This window comes from Halomonas sp. PAMB 3232, assembly GCF_031954225.1.
Lineage (GTDB): Bacteria > Pseudomonadota > Gammaproteobacteria > Pseudomonadales > Halomonadaceae > Vreelandella.
Genome location: NZ_CP134865.1, coordinates 522428 through 541904, shown reverse-complemented (window position 1 = coordinate 541904; position 19477 = coordinate 522428). Strand labels below are relative to the sequence as shown.

The window sequence follows — 19477 nt, the reverse complement described above, 5'->3', positions numbered from 1 at the left end:
TTTCTTAAGCTGGCCCGCGCCAAACCGCCGGGGCACTCCCGGCGGCCGACGGCCGTATTAGAACGTTTGTCCCAACGAGAACTGGAAGAACTGGGTATCGTCGCCGCTTTCATCATTGAGCGGCTCGGCCACGCTGAAGGTCAGCGGGCCCACTGGCGTCAGCCAGGAAAGACCGATACCTGCGCTGTAGCGCAGATCGCCCAGATCGACGCCGGAGCTGCAGCGCTGGCGGCCGGCGTCTTCGTCCAGCACGTCGTAGCAGGAGTCGAGGAAGGTGTTACCCGCATCAAAGAACAGCGACGTCTGGATCGAGCGCTGATCTTCGACGAAGGGCAGCGGGAAGAGCACCTCGGCGCTGCCCTCGACCAACACGTTACCGCCCAGCGTACGATCACGGCCGCCTTCGCGGGCAGGCGTGGTGCGCTGACCCAGGGTGTTGGAGGTGAAACCGCGCACCGAACCAAGGCCACCGGAGTAGAAGTTTTCGTAGAACGGGAACGGGTCGTTAGTGCCCAGGGTATCGGCGTAGCCGAGGTTACCGGTGAACTTCAGCGCCCAGGTCTCTTCCTCGTTGATCGGGAAGAGCTGCTGGGCGCGAGCGCGGGCCTTGTAGTACTGAGCGTCGCTGCCCGGCACGCCGGTTTCCAGCGACAGCCGTTGGTAGCTACCGGCGGTGGGCATGATGCCGCGGTTCAAATTGTTGCGCGTCCAGCTGGCCGTAAGCTTGAGGCTCTGTGCGTCCTCGCCCTGGTCCTCGACGTAGCGGCGGATTTCCGAGGCGGTGTCGAAGTAGGTCTTGATCGTCAGATCCTCGACGCTGGCGCCGAAGTTGAGCCTGGAGAGCTCGCTGACCGGATAGCCGAAGTTGATGCCGGCGCCATAGGCGTCGGTCGAGAACGTCGAGATGTCCGAGTCGGCGTAGTCGGTTTCGCGATAGAACACGTTATAGCCGCGCGAAATGCCGTCCAGCGTCCAGTAGGGGTCGGTGAAGGCGAAGTTGACGCTGGTGAAGGTGTCGCTTCGCTGGGCGCCGACGTTGACGCGGTTACCGGTACCGAGGAAGTTGTTCTGGGCAAGCCCCACGCCGTAGATGATACCCGCGCTTTGCGAGAAACCCACACTTGCCGACACCGAGCCCGAGGGCTGCTCTTCGACGTTGTAGGTCACGTCCAAAAGATCCGGCTGACCGGGGACCGGCTGGGTGTCCACTTCCACCTGACTGAAAAAGCCCAAACGCTCGAGGCGCTGACGCGACTGGGTGATCGACTCGGTGGAGGCAGGCGCCCCCTCCATCTGGGTCATCTCACGGCGCAGCACTTCATCCTGGGTGGTGGTGTTGCCATAGAACTCGATCCGACGAACGTAGGCGCGCTGGCCCGGATCGACGGCGATCACCAGATCGACGGTGTCGTTGCTTCCGGTCTGCTCCGGCACGCCACGGACCTCGGCGAAGGCGAAGCCTTCGGCACCCAGGCGGCTTCGTAGCGCCTCGGTGGAGGCGTTGACGTCGGCGCGAGAGAACACGTCGCCGCTTTGCACTTCCAGAAGCTGTCGCGCCTCACTCTCACTGATCTGCAGGTCGCCGGCAAAGCGAATGTCGCCGACGCGAAACTGCTCGCCCTCGTCCACGTTCAGCGTGATGTAGATCTCGGACTGCTGCGGGCCGATCGACACCTGGGTCGAGGTGACGTCGAAGTTGACGTAGCCACGGTCGAGATAGAACGAGCGCAGCCGCTCGATATCACCGGCGAGCGCCTCGCGCGAGTATTCATCGTTGGAGAACCAGCCGAAAAAGCGACCCGGGCGGTCCTCGAGTTCGAAAACGCTGCGCAGCGTATCGTCATCGAAATCCTCGTTGCCGACGATGTTGATCTGTCGGATGGTCGCCACGTCGCCCTCGTCGACGTTGATGTTGACCTGCACGCGGCCCGTGTCGATCTCCTGAACGTCGGTGCGAATGGAGGCGTTGTAGCGCCCCTGGGACTGGTAGACGCCTTCGAGCTCGCGCTGAATCTCCTCGAGCGTGGAGAGCTGTAGCACCTGGCCTTCGGAAAGCCCGGACTGGCGCAGGCCGCGGCGCAGGTCGTCATCGGCGATTTCACTGTTGCCGGTGATGTTCAGCCGCGCGATGGTCGGGCGCTCGACGACCTGGATGACCAGCACGTCGCCTTCGCGAACCAGCGACACGTCTTCGAACAGGCCGGTGGCGAACAGGTTGCGCGCGGCGGCGGCCAGCTCCTGCTCGCTGACGCGGTCGTTGGCGCTGACGGGAAAGGCATTGAAGACCGAGGCGGCAGATACCCGCTGCAGTCCTTCCACACGAATGTCCGAAACGTCAAAGGATTGTGCCTGGGCGCTGCTGGACGCCGCCAGCAGGAGTGCCGCCATTCCAAGGGTCTTGATTTTCATGCAGTCAGTTCGCTCGCGTTGGTCTGCCGGTTGTTAAACAGGCACCATATACATTTGTGCAGGCGGATGACAAGGCATCCCACGCGCTACACGCGTCATTACCAAAGGCGCATCAGATCGAAGTAGAGCGCCATGATCATTAGCGTCCCCACCATGGCGAGCCCGATACGCAGCCCCATTGCCTGGGTGTGTTCTGAAACCGGGCGACCCCGCACGATCTCGATAAAATAATAAAGCAAGTGCCCACCATCGAGCACCGGAATCGGCAGCAGGTTCAAAACGCCGAGACTGATGGAAAGGTACGCTAAAAAGCCGACGAACGCTTCCATTCCCGCGCGGGCGGAGTCACCGGAAATCTGGGCGATGGTGATGGGTCCGGAGAGGTTGGAGGGCGAAATGAGCCCCACCAGCATCTTGCGGATCGCATCGACCGTCAAAACGATCATTTCACCGGTGCGCGAAAACGCCTGCCCCACCGCCTCGAGCGGCCCATAGCGGATCTCACGGGTAAGCTCCTCGGGCCAGTCGACCTGCTCTACCCCTGCGCCAATGTACCCAACCTCGGCGCCGTTCTCCAGTGGTTTGCTTTCCGGGGTCAGCGACAGCGTCAACGGCGCACCGCCGCGCTCGATGCGCACCGAAAGCGGCTGCCCTGCGCTTTCGCGAATGATGCCGACGAACGCCATCCAGTTCTCGACCGGTGTGTCGTTGACCGCCAGAATCCGATCGCCGGGCTCAAGACCGGCGCCAGCGGCGGCGCCATCGTCGAGCACCTGGCCGAGTACCGCGGGCACCGGCGGGCGCCAGGGCGTGAGGCCCAGGCTTTGCAGCGGCTGGGGGGGATCCTGGCGGGCGAGATAGTTTTGTACCGGCAGTGAATAGGTGCGCGCAGGGCTCGATGCGGTTTCCCGCGCGCTAAAGGCGAGCTCGCCGCTGTAGCCGATCAGCGAAACGAGCTTTAAATTGATCTCCTCCCAGGAGCGCATGGGATCAGCCTGAATCGCGGTGATCTCGGCGCCTTCCGGCAGGCCCGCCTCATACGCCGGCGAGTCCTGGGCGACGTTACCGATAAGCGGTGTGACGGTGGTGGTGCCGGCGACGAACAGCGCCCAGTAGGCGATCAGCGCCAACAGAAAATTGGCGATCGGCCCGGCGGCGACGATGGCGATGCGCGCCCAGACACTTTTACGATTGAAGGCTTGACCCAGCTGCTCCTCTGGCACGGGCGCTTCGCGCTCGTCGAGCATCTTGACGTAGCCGCCCAGCGGGATCGCGGCCACGGCGAACTCGGTGCCATGACGGTCGGTCGTCGACCAGAAGGGTTTACCAAAGCCCACCGAGAAGCGCAGCACCTTTACACCGCAGCGTCTGGCGACCCAGAAGTGGCCGAACTCGTGAAAGGTGACCAGAAGCCCCAACACGACGATGACCGCCAACACGTTCTGTAATAGTCCCACGCGCGCCTCCTTTCGGCCGCTTACCCGCCGGTCTGGTTCTCGCTGGAACGCGCGGTCTCAAGCAGCAAGCTTGCCTGCTCTCGCGCCCACTGATCGGCGGCCAGAATCGCCTCGACGCTATCCGCACGGTGCGCGTGCGGGGCCTGGACGACGCCGGCCACTACCTCGGCAATGCCGCCAAAGCGCAGCTGGCCGCTTAAAAACGCCTCCACCGCCACTTCGTTGGCGGCGTTCAAAATCGCCGGCGCCGCTCCGCCCTGCTGCATCGCCTCCCGCGCCAAGCGAAGGCAGGGAAAGCGCACCTCGTCCGGCGCTTCGAAATCGAGCCGCGCGATCTGGAACAGATCAAGCGTTTCGACACCGGAATCGATCCGCTCCGGCCACGCCAGACCATAGGCGATGGGCGTGCGCATATCCGGGTTACCAAGCTGGGCGATCACCGAGCCATCATCAAAAGCGGCCATGGAGTGGACCACGCTTTGCGGGTGCACGACCACCTGAATGTGATCCGGGTGGGCGTCGAACAGCCAGCACGCCTCGATCAGCTCCAGGCCCTTGTTCATCAGCGTGGCGCTATCCACGGAAATCTTGCGCCCCATCGACCAGTTGGGATGTGCGCAGGCCTGCTCTGGCGTGGCGGCGTCGATGTCCGCCGCGCTCCACTGGCGAAACGGCCCGCCGGAGGCGGTCAATAGAAGTTTTCGAACGCCGTGGCGCGCGAGCCCGCCGCGATGCTCGGCCGGCAGGCACTGATAAATGGCGTTGTGTTCGGAATCGATGGGCAACAGTGTGGCGTTCGAGCGCGCGACGGCGTCCATGAACAGCGCCCCGCTCATCACCAGCGCCTCCTTGTTGGCAAGCAGTATCCGCTTGCCCGCCTCGGCGGCAGCCAGCGCCGGCATGAGCCCGGCCGCCCCGACGATCGCCGCCATCACGGTATCTACCCGTTCGTCCCGGGCCACGGCGCACAGCGCCTCAGCGCCAAAGCCCACTTGGGTGGAAAGCCCCGCATCTTCGAGCCTCCGCGCAAGCCAGGCGGCGTCGTCAGCGCCGGCCAGTACCGCTACCTCCGGGTGGTGCGCCTGGCACTGCTCAAAAAGCGCCTCTTTCGAAGTGTGGGCGGCCAGCGCGAACACCCGGTAGCGCTCCGGGTGGCGAGCAATGACGTCGAGCGTGCTCTTGCCGATCGAGCCGGTCGAGCCCAGCACGGTGACGCGCTGCAGCGCGGGCGACGTCATAGTGCGGCCACCTGAACGCTGAGCACTTCAGAATAGAACAGCGCGAACACCGGAACCGCCGCGGTCAGACTGTCGACACGATCGAGCACGCCGCCGTGACCCGGCAGCAGGTTGCTCGAGTCCTTGATGTCGCGAAAGCGTTTGAGCATGCTCTCGAACAGATCCCCCAGCACCGAAACGAAGGTCACCAGCGCCGTTATAGCGACCAGCGTGACGCCGCCGGCCACGCCCATCGGTTGCCAGAAGGCAAAGCCTACCGCCAGCAGGCACGTGGCGACCAGCGCGCCATACACGCCCTCCCAGGACTTGGCCGGGCTCACGCGCGGGGCGAGCTTGCGCTTGCCAAAGCGCCGACCGGCGAAGTAGGCGCCGATGTCGGCGCTCCATACCAAAAGCAGCACGAATAAAAGCCATACGCCGCCGCTTTCGCGCAGCACGTTAAAGCCTACCCAGCAGGTCAGCAGCACCCAGAAGCCGATGGCCAGACGGCCGGCGCGGCCATGCCACTGCTGGCGCTTTTCCGGGTAGTTCGCTACCCAGTAGAAGTTGACCACCCAGCCGATCGCGGCAAGCCACAAGGGCCAGCTCGCGTAGGCGAAGCCGCCCGCCCACATCGCCGCCATGAACAGCGCCATGAGCGCGACCAGCTTCAGGCGCCGGGCGCGCCCGGCGATGCCGGCCAGATTGGTCCACTCCCACGCCCCCAGCAGCACGATCACCGCGGTGAACAGGGCAAAGGCGCCGCCGGTGAGTCCAAACAGACCGATCAGCGTTAACGGGGCCAACCAGGCTGCGGTAATGATCCGCTGTCTAAGCACCTTGCGCCTCTATTTGTTCGTCCGTCATGCCAAAGCGTCGGCGCCGGGAGCAGAATTCGTTCAACGCGCTATCGAACGCCTGGGCACCGAAGTCCGGCCAGAACAGGGGGGAGAAGTAGAGCTCGGCATAGGCCAGCTGCCAGAGCAGGAAGTTGGAGAGCCGCTGCTCGCCGCTGGTGCGAATACACAGATCCACCGGCGGCACCTCGCCGGTGTTCATCGCCTGATCGAGGCGCGTCTCGTCGATATCGGCCGGGTCGAGCGTACCCGCCGCCACCTGCTCGGCAAGCGCGCGGCTGGCGCGGGCGATGTCCCAGTGGCCGCCGTAGTTGGCGGCGATCACCAGGTGCATGCCGGTATTGTCGGCGGTCAGCGCTTCGGCGCGCTGGATATGCTTCTGGATGGCGTTAGAGAAGCCCTGCTGCTCGCCGATCACCGAGAGGCGAATATTGCGCTCGTGAAGCTTTTTGACTTCGCGCTTGAGCGCCATCAAAAAAAGCTCCATCAGCGCGTTGACCTCGGCGGCCGGGCGCTTCCAGTTCTCGCTGGAAAAAGCGAACAGACTCAACGTCTTCACGTCGCGCTCGGCGGCGCGCTGGATGACCGCGCGCACCGCCTCGACGCCGGCGCGGTGGCCGCGAACGCCGGAAAGCCCACGCGCACGCGCCCAGCGGTTGTTGCCGTCCATGATGATGGCGATGTGCAAGGGGGTCGCCCCGCCGGCGTGAGAAGGCTTGGCAGCGCTTGGCGCCTGAGTCGGAAACTGCGGAGACGTCATGGGGTCTTGCACCAACGTTCAGTCATAAATGAGCCATACCGTCGCCCGAGCGCCATGGCGCCCGGGCGTAATAAAAAGACAAGACTAGACCTGCATCAGGTCCTGTTCCTTGGCCGTCAGCGCCTTGTCGATTTCGGCGATGTACTTGTCGGTCAGCTTCTGGATCTCGTCTTCGCCCTGGCGCTGATCGTCCTCGGTGATCTCCTTGTCCTTTAAGAGCGACTTGAAATCACCGTTGGCGTCGCGACGCACGTTGCGGATCGCAACACGTGCGGTTTCCGCCTCGGCGCGCGCCTGCTTGATGTAATTCTTGCGCGTGTCTTCGGTCAGCATCGGCATCGGCACGCGAATCACGTTGCCGGCGCTTGACGGGTTAAGGCCCAGATCCGCGGTCATGATCGCTTTTTCGATCTTTGGCACCATGGGCTGCTCCCAGGGCGTGACGGTCAAGGTCCGTGCATCTTCCACGTTGACCGACGCCACCTGGTTCAGCGGCACCTGGCCACCGTAGTAGTCGACGGTGACCGCATCCAGGATGCTCGGGTGCGCGCGCCCGGTACGGATCTTGTTGAAGTTGGTGTGCAGCGCGTCGACGCTTTTCTTCATGCGCGTTTCGGCATCTTTCTTGATGTCGTTGATCACGTGTTTATCCTCTGTCTATCAGCGTGCCTTCCTTGCCCCCTACGACAAGATTGAGTAGGGCGCCAGGCTTGTTCATGTCGAATACCCGTACCGGCATGTCATGGTCCCGTACCAGGCAGATAGCGGTCAAATCCATCACGCCGAGTTTTTGCTCCAGCGCGTCGTCGTAGCTGAGCTGGTCGTACTTGACCGCGTCCGGGTACTTGACCGGGTCCTTATTGTACACACCGTCCACCTTGGTGGCTTTAATGACCACGTCGACATCGACTTCGATGCCACGCAGACACGCCGCGGAGTCGGTAGTAAAAAACGGATTGCCGGTGCCGGCGGAGAAAAGCACCACATCCCCCGAGGTCAGATAACGGATCGCCGTGCGGCGGTCGTAGTGCTCGACTACGCCGCTCATGGGAATCGCTGACATCACTCTGGAGCGAATATTGGAGCGCTCCAAAGCGTCGCGCATGGCCAGCGCGTTCATCACCGTTGCCAGCATTCCCATGTGATCGCCGGTCACCCGATCCATGCCCGCTTCATTGAGTGCCGCGCCGCGAAACAGGTTCCCGCCCCCGATCACGATGCCGACCTGTACACCAATGCCGACCAGCTGACCGATCTCCAGCGCCATGCGATCAAGCACCGCCGGGTCGATCCCGAAATCGTGCTCTCCCATCAGCGCCTCGCCAGAGAGCTTCAAAAGAATCCGCTTGTACTTGGACTTCGACTTGTCCATTTTGCCGGCAATGGGGCTGGCGTCTTGAACATCACGTGACATGGGCATCTCTCCTGAGTGGGAAGGCAAGGGTGGGCAGCCGGCCCCGGCGTTGCGCGGGCGAGCCCGCGCGCAAAACGCAAGGGCCGGATACACGATGGCGTGCGCTTGCGCGCACGCCATCATCGAACTGAAACCTCTGACCTTAGCGACGGCCAGCCTGTTCCATAACTTCCTTGGCGAAGTCGACTTCTTCTTTCTCGATGCCCTCGCCTACTTCAAAGCGCGTAAAGCTGACCACTTCACCACCGGCGGCCTTCACGAACTCGGCCACGGTCTGGTTGGGGTCCTTGACGAAGGGCTGCTGCGTCAGGCTGTTCTCGGCCAGGTACTTCTTCAGGCGACCTTGAACCATTTTCTCGGCGATCTGCTCGGGCTTGCCGGCCATGTCGGGCTGGGCCAGGATGATCGCTTTCTCTTCGTCGAGCTCCGACTGGGGCATATCTTCCGGGTGAGAAACACTCGGGTTGATGGCCGCAACGTGCATGGCGACGTCTTTCGCGGTTTCGCTGTTACCGCCGGTCAGCACGGTCAGTACGCCGATACGGCCGCCGTGGACGTACTCGCCGACCAGACCGCCTTCAACGGCGTTGACGACCACGGCACGACGCACACCGATGTTCTCACCGATTTTCTGAACCAGCTGCTCGCGCGCGGTTTCGATCTCGCCTTCGGTGACCGCGGCCACGTCGTCGCTTTTAGCGGCGAAGAATGCGTCAGCGACTGTCTTGGCGAAACTGATGAAGTTGTCGTCACGCGACACGAAGTCGGTCTCGGAGTTGATCTCGACCATTACACCGTAGCTGCCGTCGTCGGCGACGCGGGTAACCACGGCACCTTCGGCGGCGACACGGTCGGCTTTCTTCGCGGCCTTGAGACCCGAGTTCTTACGCAGGTTCTCGATGGCTACGTCGATATCACCATCGGTTTCGGTGAGTGCTTTTTTGCACTCCATCATGCCAAGACCGGTACGTTCGCGCAGTTCTTTAACCTGAGAGGCGCTGATAGCTGCCATGAGAAATTCACCTCTGAAAGGATTTTTGAGAGTTGGACGCGCTACAAAGTATACACAAGGCGTGTTGACCGCTTCATGTCACTGCGTGATCAAAACAGATTGATCAACACAGACAGTCGTTTGTAGTGCGTATGCCGGCGCAGGAGCCCGGCGTAATCGGCCCGCCAAGCGGGAAAAAGGGGGCCAAAGCCCCCTTCACGCGATGCGGCTCAACTGCCCGCCGCATCCACCGTGGCCGTGTTACTCGGCCGCGGCGTCAGTTTCGGCGGAAGCCTGCTCGTCGGTCACTTCAACGAACTCGTCCGGACGACCTTCTTTAGCACGGCCACACGCGTCGGCAATCGCCTTCACGTAGATCTGGATCGCGCGGATGGAGTCGTCGTTACCCGGAATGACGTAGTCCACGCCATCGGGGTTGGAGTTGGTATCGACCACGCCAATGACCGGGATACCCAGCTTGTTGGCTTCGTTGATCGCGATGCGCTCATGATCAACGTCGATCACGAACAGCGCGTCCGGCAGGCCGCCCATGTTCTTGATACCGCCGATGGAGCGCTCGAGCTTCTCCTGCTCGCGCGTGGCCATCAGAACTTCTTTCTTGGTCAGCTTCGAGAACGTGCCGTCTTCGTGCATGGTCTCAAGCTCGCGCAGACGCTTGATGGACTGACGAATGGTCTTGAAGTTGGTCAGCATGCCGCCCAACCAGCGATGGTTGACGAACGGCTGGTTGACGCGATTGGCTTCTTCCTTAATGACCTTGCTGGCGCTGCGCTTGGTGCCAACGAACAAGATCTTGTTGTTGGACGCCGCCATCTTCTCGACCACATCGATCGCTTCGTTCAGCGCCGGCAGGGTGTGCTCGAGGTTGATGATGTGAATCTTGTTGCGCGCGCCGAAGATGAACTTGCTCATCTTCGGGTTCCAGTATTTGGTCTGGTGACCGAAGTGAGCGCCTGCTTTGAGCAGATCACGCATATTGACGTGAGCCATGGTAAAACTCCTGAAACTCGGGTTAGGCCTCCACGCACCCCATGGATCCGACCGATAGTCTCAGCGCTGTCAAAGCGCCTTTCGAGGCTAACGGCACCCGGGACCATGTGCCGGTGCATGTGTGTTTTCAAGGCTTGCTGTATGAGCCTTATGGCAGTGCCGCAGACTCTGTATGGGCGCCGACCGGCATACTCGCCGCGCCGCGCGCCGAAAAAAGGCGATTGCGGGATGGCGATTGCAGGAAAGCGCGCGGCTTTATACCATATATCATTGCCAAGATGAAGTCGCCCTTCGGGGTTTGCACGCCCGGCGTGCACTACCGACCCAACCCGCCATATCGAGAAGTCATGAACGTTCCTATCAAGACAGCGGAAGAAATCGAAAAAATGCGCGAAGCCGGCCGCCAGGCTGCCAGCGTGCTCGAGATGATCACCCCTTATGTCGTTGCCGGCGTCTCCACCGGCGAGATCGACAAGCGCTGTCACGCGTATATCGTCGACGAGCTGGGCTCGGCACCGGCGCCCTTGAACTATCACGGCTTCAGTCACGCGACCTGCACCTCGATCAACCACGTGGTCTGCCACGGCATTCCGGACTTCGACAAGACGCTCAAGAATGGCGATATCATGAACCTGGACATCACCGTGAAGACGCCGGACGGCTACCACGGCGACTCCAGCATGATGTTCATCATCGGCGACACCATCCAGGGCGAGCGCCTTTGCCGCGTGACCCAGGAGTGCCTTTACAAGAGCATGGCGCTGGTCAAGCCCGGCGTTCACCTATCAGAACTCGCCCGCGCGATCCAGAAACACGCCGAAGCCAACGGCTACTCGGTGGTGCGCGACTTCTGCGGCCACGGCATCGGCGCCGGCTTCCACGAAGACCCGCAGTTTCTCCACTACGACGGCTATGCGCCTTCCGCCGACATCGCGCTTGCGCCCGGCATGTGCTTCACCATCGAGCCGATGATCAACGTCGGCAGCTACAAGACCAAGGTGCTGCGCGACGGCTGGACCGCGGTGACCAAGGACAAGAGTCTCTCCGCTCAGTGGGAGCACACGCTGCTGGTCACCGAAAACGGCGTTGACGTGCTGACCGCGCGCAGCGACGAAGACCTTAGCTTCCTCAACTGATGCTTCTCCACCACCACCGGTTCGAGCCGGACGCGACGCTTTTCGACCTGGCGGCGTTTCGCACCGAGCTTGCCGGTACGCGCTCTCCGATCGCGCCCTTCAAGGCCGCCCTCAAGGAGCTTCAGGCGCGTTTGGACGAGCGCTTTCGCGCAGGCGCCGACATTCGTGATCTGGTGCGCGGGCGCGCCTGGTATCTCGATCAGCTGCTGGCCATGGCCTGGGAGCGCTTCGAGTGGCCGGATGACGGCATCGCGCTCATCGCCGTGGGCGGGTTCGGCCGCGGCGAGCTGCACCCGCACTCCGACGTCGATCTACTGCTGCTGCTCGAGCACGACGACGACAGCGCCTACCGCGAGCCGCTCACCGCCTTCATCACCTTTCTTTGGGATATCGGCCTTGAGATCGGCCACAGCGTGCGCTCGCTGAGCGACTGCGAGCGCGAGGCGGCCGAGGATGTCACGGTGATCACCAACCTGCTCGAATCGCGCCTGATTGCCGGGCCCGAGCGATTACGGCAGAAGATGCGCGAGCGTCTGGCCCCGGAGCACCTGTGGCCGGCGGATCGTTTTTTCGAGGCCAAGTGGCAGGAGCAGATCAGCCGCCACTACCGCTACAACAACTCCGAGTATCACCTGGAGCCGAATTTAAAGAGCTCGCCAGGCGGGCTTCGCGATATTCAGATGATCGGCTGGGTCGCCAAGCGCCACTTCGATACCGAACAGTACGCCGACATCGTCGCCAACGGCTTCATGAACGACGCCGAGCTTCGAATCCTGAGCCAGGGCCAGGCCTTCCTGTGGCAGGTGCGCTACGCGCTGCACATGATCACGGACCGCGCCGAGGACCGGCTTTTGTTCGATCACCAGCGCACCATCGCCGAGATGTTCGGCTTCAAGGATACGCCGGAGCGCTTGGCCGTCGAGCAGTTCATGAAGCGCTACTACCGCCACGTAACGGCACTGGCCGGGCTCAACGACATGCTCCTGCAGCACTTCGACGAGGTCATCCTGCGCGGCAAGGAAGTGCTCGAAACGGTCACGCTCAACGAGCGCTTCGAGACCCGGGGCGGCTACATCCAGGCCCGCTCGAGAACGCTGTTTCGCGATCATCCCGAGGCGATGCTCGAGCTGTTTCTGCTGATGGCCAGACACGAGCATATCGAAGGGGTGCGCGCCGACACCATTCGCCTGATTCGCGATCACCGCCACCAGATCGACGACCACTACCGCGAAGACCCGCACCACCAGCGCCTGTTCATGTCGATCATTCGCGCGCCGGGCAACGTCCCGCGCCAGCTCCGGCGCATGAACCGCTACGGGATTCTGGGCAAGTACCTGCCGGAGTTCGGCCGCGCAGTGGGGTTGATGCAGCACGACCTGTTTCATATCTACACCGTCGACGCCCACACTCTGCGGCTTTTGAAGTTTCTGCACGGCTTTCGCAAATCCGACGCCAAAGCGGACTTCCCGGTGGCGGCCACGCTGATTCACCAGCTGCCCAAACTCGACCTTCTCTGGATCGCCGGGCTTTTCCACGATATCGGCAAGGGCCGCGGCGGCGATCACTCCGAGATCGGCGCCGTCGATGTCGAGCACTTTTGTCAGCGTCACCACGTTTCGCCCCACGACACCAACCTGGCGAAGTGGCTGGTCGAGCACCATCTTCTGATGTCGATGACCGCGCAAAAGCGTGATATCAGCGACCCGGACGTGATTCGCGATTTCGCGCTGGCGGTTCGCGACGAAATCCGGCTGGACTACCTGTACGTACTCACCGTGGCGGACATCAACGCCACCAACCCGACGCTCTGGAACGGCTGGCGGGCATCGCTTTTGCGCCAGCTCCACGCCGAGACCAAGCGCGCGCTGCGTCGCGGGCTCAAGAACCCGCCGGACCGCGACGACTGGATTCGTGAAACCCGCCTGGAGGCGCGCTCACTGCTCTCCAATGTGGGCGTAGAGAGCGCGCGCATCGACACGCTGTGGGAGACGCTGGGCGAGGACTACTTTCTGCAGTACGCGCCGAGCGAAATCGTCTGGCAGGCGCAGGGCATTCTCGCCCACGAAGGCTCGAAGCTTCCGCTGGTGCTGATCAGCGCGCCCACCCTGGACATGGCCGAAGGCGGCACCAAGGTGTTCATCCACACCCGCTCGGTGGACGATCTGTTCGCCGCCACCGCCGCGGCGATGGAGCAGTTGGGGCTTTCGATCCACGACGCGCGCATCGCCACCTCCCATAACGACTGGACGCTCAACACCTTCATCGTGCTCGACAGCCACGGCCAGCCGATTCGCGAGCCCGGCGCGATCGAGGAGATGCGCAGCCACCTGGTGGAGGAGCTCGATGACCCCGACGACTATCCGCAGATCGTCACGCGCCACACGCCGCGCCAGCTCAAGCACTTCAAGGTACCGACCGAGGTGCTGATCGAGCAGGACCCGGCCAACGAGCGCACGCTCCTGGAGCTGACCGCTCCCGACCGCCCGGGGCTTCTGGCACGCGTGGGGCGCATCTTCATGGAGCAGGACATTGCGCTCTCCACGGCGAAGATCGCCACGCTCGGCGAGCGGGTCGAGGACGTGTTCTTCATCACCACCAAGGCCGGCGAGCCGCTCACCGACCCGGCGCGCCAGCAAAAGCTTCGAAGCCGGCTGATCGAGGTGCTCAGCGTTTGAGTCAGTGGAGCACCAGGGGATCGCTTGAGTGCGCAACGCGGGTTTGAGGTGGTCAGTGGGCATGCTTATAATCGAGGCCTCTTTTATCGCGCCTCGCTCCCACGCCGCTGCGGCCCGCCCATCAACGGACACGCCATGAATTCTGATCTCAACGCCCTGCACCCCTATCCGTTCGAGAAGCTGGCCACGCTCAAAAAGGGGCTCGTCGCCCCCGCGGGCCTCGAGCATATCGCTCTGACCATCGGTGAGCCCCAGCATGCACCCTACCCGGCGGCGCTCACCGCGCTGGCACAAAGTCTCGACGAGATGGCGCGCTATCCGGCGACCAACGGCCTTGGCGAGCTGCGCGAGCAGATCAGCGCCTGGGCCACGCGGCGCTTCGGGCTGGCGGGGCTTGATCCGGAGCGCGAGGTGATGCCGGTCAACGGCACTCGCGAGGCGATCTTCGCCTTCGTGCAGGCCGCGCTCGATCGAAACCGGCCCGCGAAGGTCGCGGTGCCCAACCCGTTCTACCAGATCTACGAAGGTGCGACGCTGCTGGCCGGCGGCACGCCGCTGTATCTCGACTGCCGCGCCGAGAACGGCTTTCGCCCGGATTTTTCCACGGTGGACGCCGCGACCTGGCAGGACGTGCAGATCGTGTTTCTCTGCTCGCCGGGCAACCCCACCGGCGCGGTCACCTCGATGGCCGAGTTCAAGGCGCTGATCGCGCTCGCCGATGAGCACGACTTCATCATCGCCTCCGACGAGTGCTACTCCGAGCTCTATCTCGATGAAGCCGCGCCGCCACCGGGACTGCTGCAGGCCTGCGCCGAGCTTGGCCGCGATGACTATCGCCGCTGCGTGGTGTTTCACTCGCTCTCCAAGCGCTCGAACCTGCCCGGGCTTCGCTCCGGCTTCGTCGCCGGCGACGCCGACATTCTCACGCCCTTCAAGCGCTATCGCACCTATCACGGCTGCGCCATGTCGCTGCCGGTGCAGCGTGCCTCGATCGCGGCCTGGCAGGATGAGGCTCACGTACTGGCCAACCGCGACGCCTACCGCGAGAAATTCCAGGCGGTGACCGAGGTGCTCGCCCCGGTGATGGACTTCCCCACGCCCGAGGCCAGCTTCTATCTCTGGCCCGCGGTGCCCGGCGGCGATGACATCGCCTTCACGAAGCGCCTGTTCAGCGAAGAGCACGTCAGCGTCCTGCCGGGCAGCCTGATGGGCCGCGAGGACGCACATGGCCACAACCCGGGCACCGGGCGGCTGCGCCTGGCGCTGGTCGCCGAGCTCGAACCGACGCTGGAAGCCGCGCGCCGTCTTCGCCGCTTGATCGAGCGCGGCTAGGCGTTTTGCAATCGCGATATTTTGGCTATGTTGGTTTTGACCCGGTTGGTTTTGACCCGGTTGGTTTTGACCCGGCTGGTTTTGACCACGCGAACGAAACGCGGTGACACGCCGGCGAACGCACGACCATCAGAGCAACGACAGGAGGCTTTATGCTGACGCTTTACATCATCGATAACTGCGATACCTGCCGCAAGGCGCGCAAGGCGCTGGACGAGAAAGGCCTGGCCTTCAAGACCCACGACCTTCGCAAGGATGGCCTGTCGGCGAGCCTTCTGGAGCACATCCTCGAGCAGGTGCCGCTGCTGGACGCCATCAACAAGCGCAGCAAGACCTGGCGGGAGCTGCCGGAAGAGGAAAAAGAGGGGTTGGATGCGACCTCTGGCCGCGAGCTTCTGCTCAAACATCCCACGCTCTTGAAACGCCCGCTTCTGGAGCTCGATAGCCACCATTTCGTGGTGGGCTATCAAGAGGGTGATTACGACAACATCACTCAGTAACCGAATGATCGGCCACTGATCGTGGCCGATAATGGGAACGCTTTTTACTCACGACGACTTAACCGGAAAGGAAGACGCTTTATGCTGAGCTTCGCGCTTGGAATCGGCACGCAAAACACGCAAGGCGACTGGCTGGAAATCTACTACCCGGCCCCGCTTTTCAAACCCGCCGAGAACCTGGTCAGCGCCGCGCAAAAGGCGCTAAACGCCCCCGCCGGCACCCAAGCCGTGAGCTTTCTGCCCGAGGACTGCGAGCGCCTGAGCCAGGCGCTTCAGGATGCCGGCCACGCGGAGCAGGCAAGCGTTGCCGCTTCGCTTGCCGACAGTCAGCGCCCGCTGGTGGCCATGTTCATCGATAACGACGACGCCCCGCAAAGTGCCCCGGAGGTGTATCTCAAGCTGCACCTGCTCTCGCACCGGCTGGTCAAACCCCACGGCCTCGACCTGACCGGCATGTTCGGCCTTCTACGCAACATCGCCTGGACCAGCGAAGGCGCCATCGACATCGAAGAGCTGCCCGAGCGTCGCCTCAAAGCGCGGCTGGCCGGCCAGCCGCTCTCCGTGGACTGTGTCGACAAGTTCCCCAAAATGACCGATTACGTGGTGCCCGCGGGCATTCGTATCGGTGATACCGCCCGCGTCCGTCTTGGGGCGTATCTGGGTGAAGGCACCACGGTGATGCACGAAGGGTTTGTGAACTTCAACGCCGGTACCGAAGGCCCGGGCATGATCGAAGGCCGCATCTCGGCGGGCGTGTTCGTCGGCAAAGGCTCGGATCTCGGCGGCGGCTGCTCCACCATGGGCACGCTGTCTGGCGGCGGCAACATCGTCATCAAGGTGGGCGAAGGCTGCCTGATCGGCGCCAACGCGGGTATCGGCATTCCGCTGGGCGACCGCTGCACCGTCGAAGCCGGGCTCTATATCACTGCCGGCACCAAGGTCACGCTGCTCGATGATCAGAAAAACGAGGTCAAGACCGTCTCTGGTCGCGAACTGGCCGGCCAGAACGACCTGCTCTTGCGCCGCAACTCGCAAAACGGCCGTGTGGAATGCTTGACCAACAAGAGCGCCGTGGCGCTGAACGAGGCGCTGCATGCCCATAACTGAGCCCGAGGGGCTCTCGCCCACGCTCGCGCTCGCCTTCGACCTGATAGGCCGCGCCTCGGTCACGCCGGACGACGAAGGCTGCCAGACGATCATGATCGAGCGCCTCGAGGCGCTCGGTTTTCATGTCGAGCGCCTGCCCTTTGGCGATGTGGAAAACTTCTGGGCGGTACGCGGCCATCACGGCCCGGTGCTGGCCTTTGCCGGCCACACGGATGTCGTTCCCAGCGGCCCGCACACCAGCTGGGAGTTTCCGCCCTTTTCGCCCTGCATCGACGACGATGGCATGCTGTGCGGCCGGGGCGCGTCGGACATGAAGGGAAGCCTGGCGGCGATGATCACCGCCGTCGAGCGCTTTGTCGGCCACACGCCGGATCACGACGGGCGTATCGCGTTTCTGATCACCGCCGACGAGGAAGGCCCGGCCATCGACGGCACCCGCGCGGTGGTCGAACATCTGCGCGAACGCAACGAGCGCTTGGACTACTGCATCGTCGGCGAGCCCTCCTCCACGGCCACGCTTGGCGACGTGATCAAGAACGGCCGACGCGGCTCACTGGGCGGCGTGCTTCACGTCAAGGGCGTACAGGGCCACGTGGCCTACCCGCACCTGGCGCGCAATCCCATCCATCAGGCGCTGCCCGCGCTCGAGGCGCTGACCCGCGAGCACTGGGACGCGGGCAACGACTTCTTCCCGGCGACCAGCTTTCAGATCTCCAACTTTCGCGCCGGCACTGGCGCCACCAACGTGGTCCCCGGCGAGATCGAGGTGGTGTTCAACTTCCGCTACTCCACGGAAGTCACCCATGAGGCGCTGAAGGCGCGCACCGAAGCGATTCTCGAGCGCTTTGGGCTCGAGTTTCACATCGACTGGACGCTCAATGGCGAGCCGTTTCTCACCGCCGAAGGCGCGCTGGTGGACGCGGTGATGACCGGGGTGGAGGCGATCACCAAACAGCGCCCGGCGCTTTCGACCAGCGGCGGCACCTCGGATGGTCGCTTCATCGCGACCCTGGGCGCCCAGGTGGTCGAGCTCGGCCCGCTCAACGACACCATCCACAAGGTCAACGAGCGCGTGCGCGCCGCCGATCTCGATGAGCTGAGTCGGATCTACGAGGCTACCCTGCAGGCGCTATTCACTGAGGAAAACGGTCGGGAGCCAACACGATGAGCGAGCGCTTTCCGGATATCGAGGTGTACCTGGCCCGGGTCGAGTTCGAGGCGCTCAACGCCTGGCTTTTCGACACCATCGCGGCGCCGGCGCTACGCCCGGCGGGCAAGAACAAGTGGAAAAGCCAGGGGCTGAAGGACGGCGTCGAGGTGCCGGTGCTGCTGGTGGAGAACGCCGCCGACGGCTTCGCGAGTCTCTGGTTCGACAGCGCCCACACGCCCTGGCCTACTGATCAGGCCTGCGCCACGGCGGCGGCGCCGGCGCTGGGCGTCGAGGTGCGCTGCTCGCTCGGCGGCTGGAGCCCGGGGGATGACCCGGACGCGTTCTGGCAGGTGCGGCCAACGGGCGAGGCCCAGCGTATTGCCTGGCCGGATTCCGGGCGCTAGCCTGCGCTTCTCGTTTTTGCCTGCCCCAAAACGCCACTGGCCCCGCGATTGCGGGGCCAGTGGTTTGAAGCGGGAAGCGATCAGGACTCGATGATGCTCACGTCGTCGGCCTGAAGGCCGCGATCGTTTTGAATCACGTGGTAGCGCACGATCTGCCCTTCGGCGAGCATGCGCGGCCCGCGCCCGCGTATGGCGCGAAAGTGAACGAACACGTCCTCGCCGTTATCGCGGGTAATGAAACCGTAGCCCTTGTTGGTATTGAACCACTTCACTTCTCCCTCTTCGCGCCCGTCGTTGGGGTCGATCACTTCCGCCGGCTCCTCCTCGACCGGCTCCGCGGGACGCGGGGCGGGTTTGGCGCGAACCGTTTCGCCACTAACGACCACCGGAGGCGCGAACGCCGCCGCGGCCAGCGTGCCGACCAGCAGTACGATAAAACTCCCCAGGGCCACGGCCACGTAAACACCGGTCGTACCGATGATGGCAAGCTCGGAAAGCCACTGCTCGGCGAGCGGGGCGTCGGTGAGATGCACAAGACCGGCCAGCAGCAGCGGCGTGGGCGCGGCGAGTAACACACTGATCAATAAACAGCGAACAACAACTTTTGGGTTCATGGATATAAAAAGCTCTCTTGTTGTATGAGTAACAAACAAAGGAAAATACGCGGCGAGATTATAGCAACCCCCCACTTTGGCGATAAATATTCGAGCAATATCACTTACGTCGCGCAAAAGGCGGGCTAACCCTACCGAGCATACACTACAAGGTTTCGATCTTATCATGACAAACGAATTATCGCCCGCCGAGCTCGGCCGCCGGCTCGAAGCGTTGGAGAGCAAGCTCGCCTATCAGGAGCACTGGCTGGACACCCTCGACCAGACGATCGCAAGCCAGGCGCAGCAGCTGGAAAAACTCGAACGGATGAACACCCTTATGCGCGACCGGCTGCGCGAGCAGCAGCAGGCGGCGAGCGATCATGCAGACGGCGGGGCCTACCGCTTGGAAGACGATCTGCCCCCGCACTATTGAGCCCCTTTCGGTTTGAAAGCGGCGCCCG

18 protein-coding genes are annotated in these 19477 nt (G+C 63.2%); 8 read left to right on the top strand and 10 right to left on the bottom strand.

Annotated elements, in window-relative coordinates:
- Positions 1-57: 57 nt before the first annotated feature.
- The 9 genes from bamA to rpsB form a co-directional block, all read right to left on the bottom strand.
- Positions 58-2409 carry an outer membrane protein assembly factor BamA gene (gene bamA, locus RN346_RS02550; protein ID WP_409335781.1) on the bottom strand — a complete coding sequence of 784 codons (2352 nt, stop codon included), beginning with the start codon at positions 2407-2409 and terminating at the stop codon, positions 58-60.
- A gap of 98 nt (positions 2410-2507) precedes the next feature.
- The gene (gene rseP, locus RN346_RS02545; RefSeq protein ID WP_311962019.1) at positions 2508-3866 is read right to left on the bottom strand and encodes an RIP metalloprotease RseP; all 1359 of its coding nucleotides are present in this window, start codon (positions 3864-3866) and stop codon (positions 2508-2510) included.
- A gap of 20 nt (positions 3867-3886) precedes the next feature.
- On the bottom strand, positions 3887-5104 hold the full coding sequence (gene ispC / locus RN346_RS02540; protein WP_311962018.1) for a 1-deoxy-D-xylulose-5-phosphate reductoisomerase: 1218 nt from the start codon (positions 5102-5104) through the stop codon (positions 3887-3889).
- On the bottom strand, positions 5101-5922 hold the full coding sequence (locus RN346_RS02535) for a phosphatidate cytidylyltransferase (RefSeq protein ID WP_263585178.1): 822 nt from the start codon (positions 5920-5922) through the stop codon (positions 5101-5103). The genes ispC and RN346_RS02535 overlap by 4 nt, the downstream gene beginning before the upstream one ends.
- Positions 5915-6700, bottom strand: coding sequence for a polyprenyl diphosphate synthase (uppS, locus tag RN346_RS02530; RefSeq protein WP_263585179.1), 786 nt, complete (start codon positions 6698-6700; stop codon positions 5915-5917). The genes RN346_RS02535 and uppS overlap by 8 nt, the downstream gene beginning before the upstream one ends.
- A gap of 84 nt (positions 6701-6784) precedes the next feature.
- A complete protein-coding gene (gene frr / locus RN346_RS02525; protein WP_252109508.1) occupies positions 6785-7342 on the bottom strand; it encodes a ribosome recycling factor in 558 nt (185 codons plus the stop codon).
- 4 nt (positions 7343-7346) lie between these two features.
- Positions 7347-8114, bottom strand: coding sequence for a UMP kinase (pyrH, locus tag RN346_RS02520; protein WP_263585180.1), 768 nt, complete (start codon positions 8112-8114; stop codon positions 7347-7349).
- 142 nt (positions 8115-8256) lie between these two features.
- Positions 8257-9126: a translation elongation factor Ts gene (gene tsf / locus RN346_RS02515; protein ID WP_263585181.1), complete on the bottom strand. Its 870-nt coding sequence runs from the start codon at positions 9124-9126 to the stop codon at positions 8257-8259.
- Positions 9127-9366: 240 nt separating this feature from the next.
- Positions 9367-10116, bottom strand: a complete 750-nt coding sequence (gene rpsB / locus RN346_RS02510) for a 30S ribosomal protein S2 (protein WP_263585182.1) — start codon at positions 10114-10116, stop codon at positions 9367-9369.
- 347 nt (positions 10117-10463) lie between these two features.
- Between rpsB and map the strand changes: the two genes are divergently transcribed.
- From map to RN346_RS02475, 7 genes are all read left to right on the top strand, one after another.
- Complete coding sequence (gene map / locus RN346_RS02505) at positions 10464-11252, top strand: type I methionyl aminopeptidase (protein WP_311962017.1); 789 nt, start codon at positions 10464-10466, stop codon at positions 11250-11252.
- Positions 11252-13927 (top strand): [protein-PII] uridylyltransferase, encoded by a 2676-nt coding sequence (locus RN346_RS02500; RefSeq protein ID WP_263585184.1) that lies wholly within the window; start codon positions 11252-11254, stop codon positions 13925-13927. The genes map and RN346_RS02500 overlap by 1 nt, the downstream gene beginning before the upstream one ends.
- A 135-nt stretch (positions 13928-14062) precedes the next feature.
- Positions 14063-15259, top strand: coding sequence for a succinyldiaminopimelate transaminase (gene dapC / locus RN346_RS02495; RefSeq protein ID WP_311962016.1), 1197 nt, complete (start codon positions 14063-14065; stop codon positions 15257-15259).
- A gap of 152 nt (positions 15260-15411) precedes the next feature.
- A complete protein-coding gene (locus RN346_RS02490) occupies positions 15412-15759 on the top strand; it encodes a Spx/MgsR family RNA polymerase-binding regulatory protein (protein ID WP_263585186.1) in 348 nt (115 codons plus the stop codon).
- Positions 15760-15840: 81 nt separating this feature from the next.
- The gene (gene dapD, locus RN346_RS02485) at positions 15841-16866 is read left to right on the top strand and encodes a 2,3,4,5-tetrahydropyridine-2,6-dicarboxylate N-succinyltransferase (RefSeq protein ID WP_311962015.1); all 1026 of its coding nucleotides are present in this window, start codon (positions 15841-15843) and stop codon (positions 16864-16866) included.
- Positions 16853-18034 carry a succinyl-diaminopimelate desuccinylase gene (dapE, locus tag RN346_RS02480; protein WP_311962014.1) on the top strand — a complete coding sequence of 394 codons (1182 nt, stop codon included), beginning with the start codon at positions 16853-16855 and terminating at the stop codon, positions 18032-18034. Before dapD ends, dapE begins: the two co-directional genes overlap by 14 nt.
- Positions 18031-18420, top strand: coding sequence for a hypothetical protein (locus RN346_RS02475; RefSeq protein WP_311962013.1), 390 nt, complete (start codon positions 18031-18033; stop codon positions 18418-18420). The genes dapE and RN346_RS02475 overlap by 4 nt, the downstream gene beginning before the upstream one ends.
- Before the next feature lie 80 nt (positions 18421-18500).
- Here the strand turns inward: RN346_RS02475 and RN346_RS02470 are convergent, their stop codons facing one another.
- Entirely contained in the window at positions 18501-19034 is a 534-nt protein-coding gene (locus RN346_RS02470) for a cold shock domain-containing protein (protein WP_311959999.1), read from the bottom strand.
- Between the two features lie 166 nt (positions 19035-19200).
- Here RN346_RS02470 and RN346_RS02465 point away from each other — a divergent pair, with 166 nt between their 5' ends.
- Positions 19201-19449: a SlyX family protein gene (locus tag RN346_RS02465; RefSeq protein ID WP_311962012.1), complete on the top strand. Its 249-nt coding sequence runs from the start codon at positions 19201-19203 to the stop codon at positions 19447-19449.
- The last annotated feature ends 28 nt before the right edge of the window (positions 19450-19477 follow it).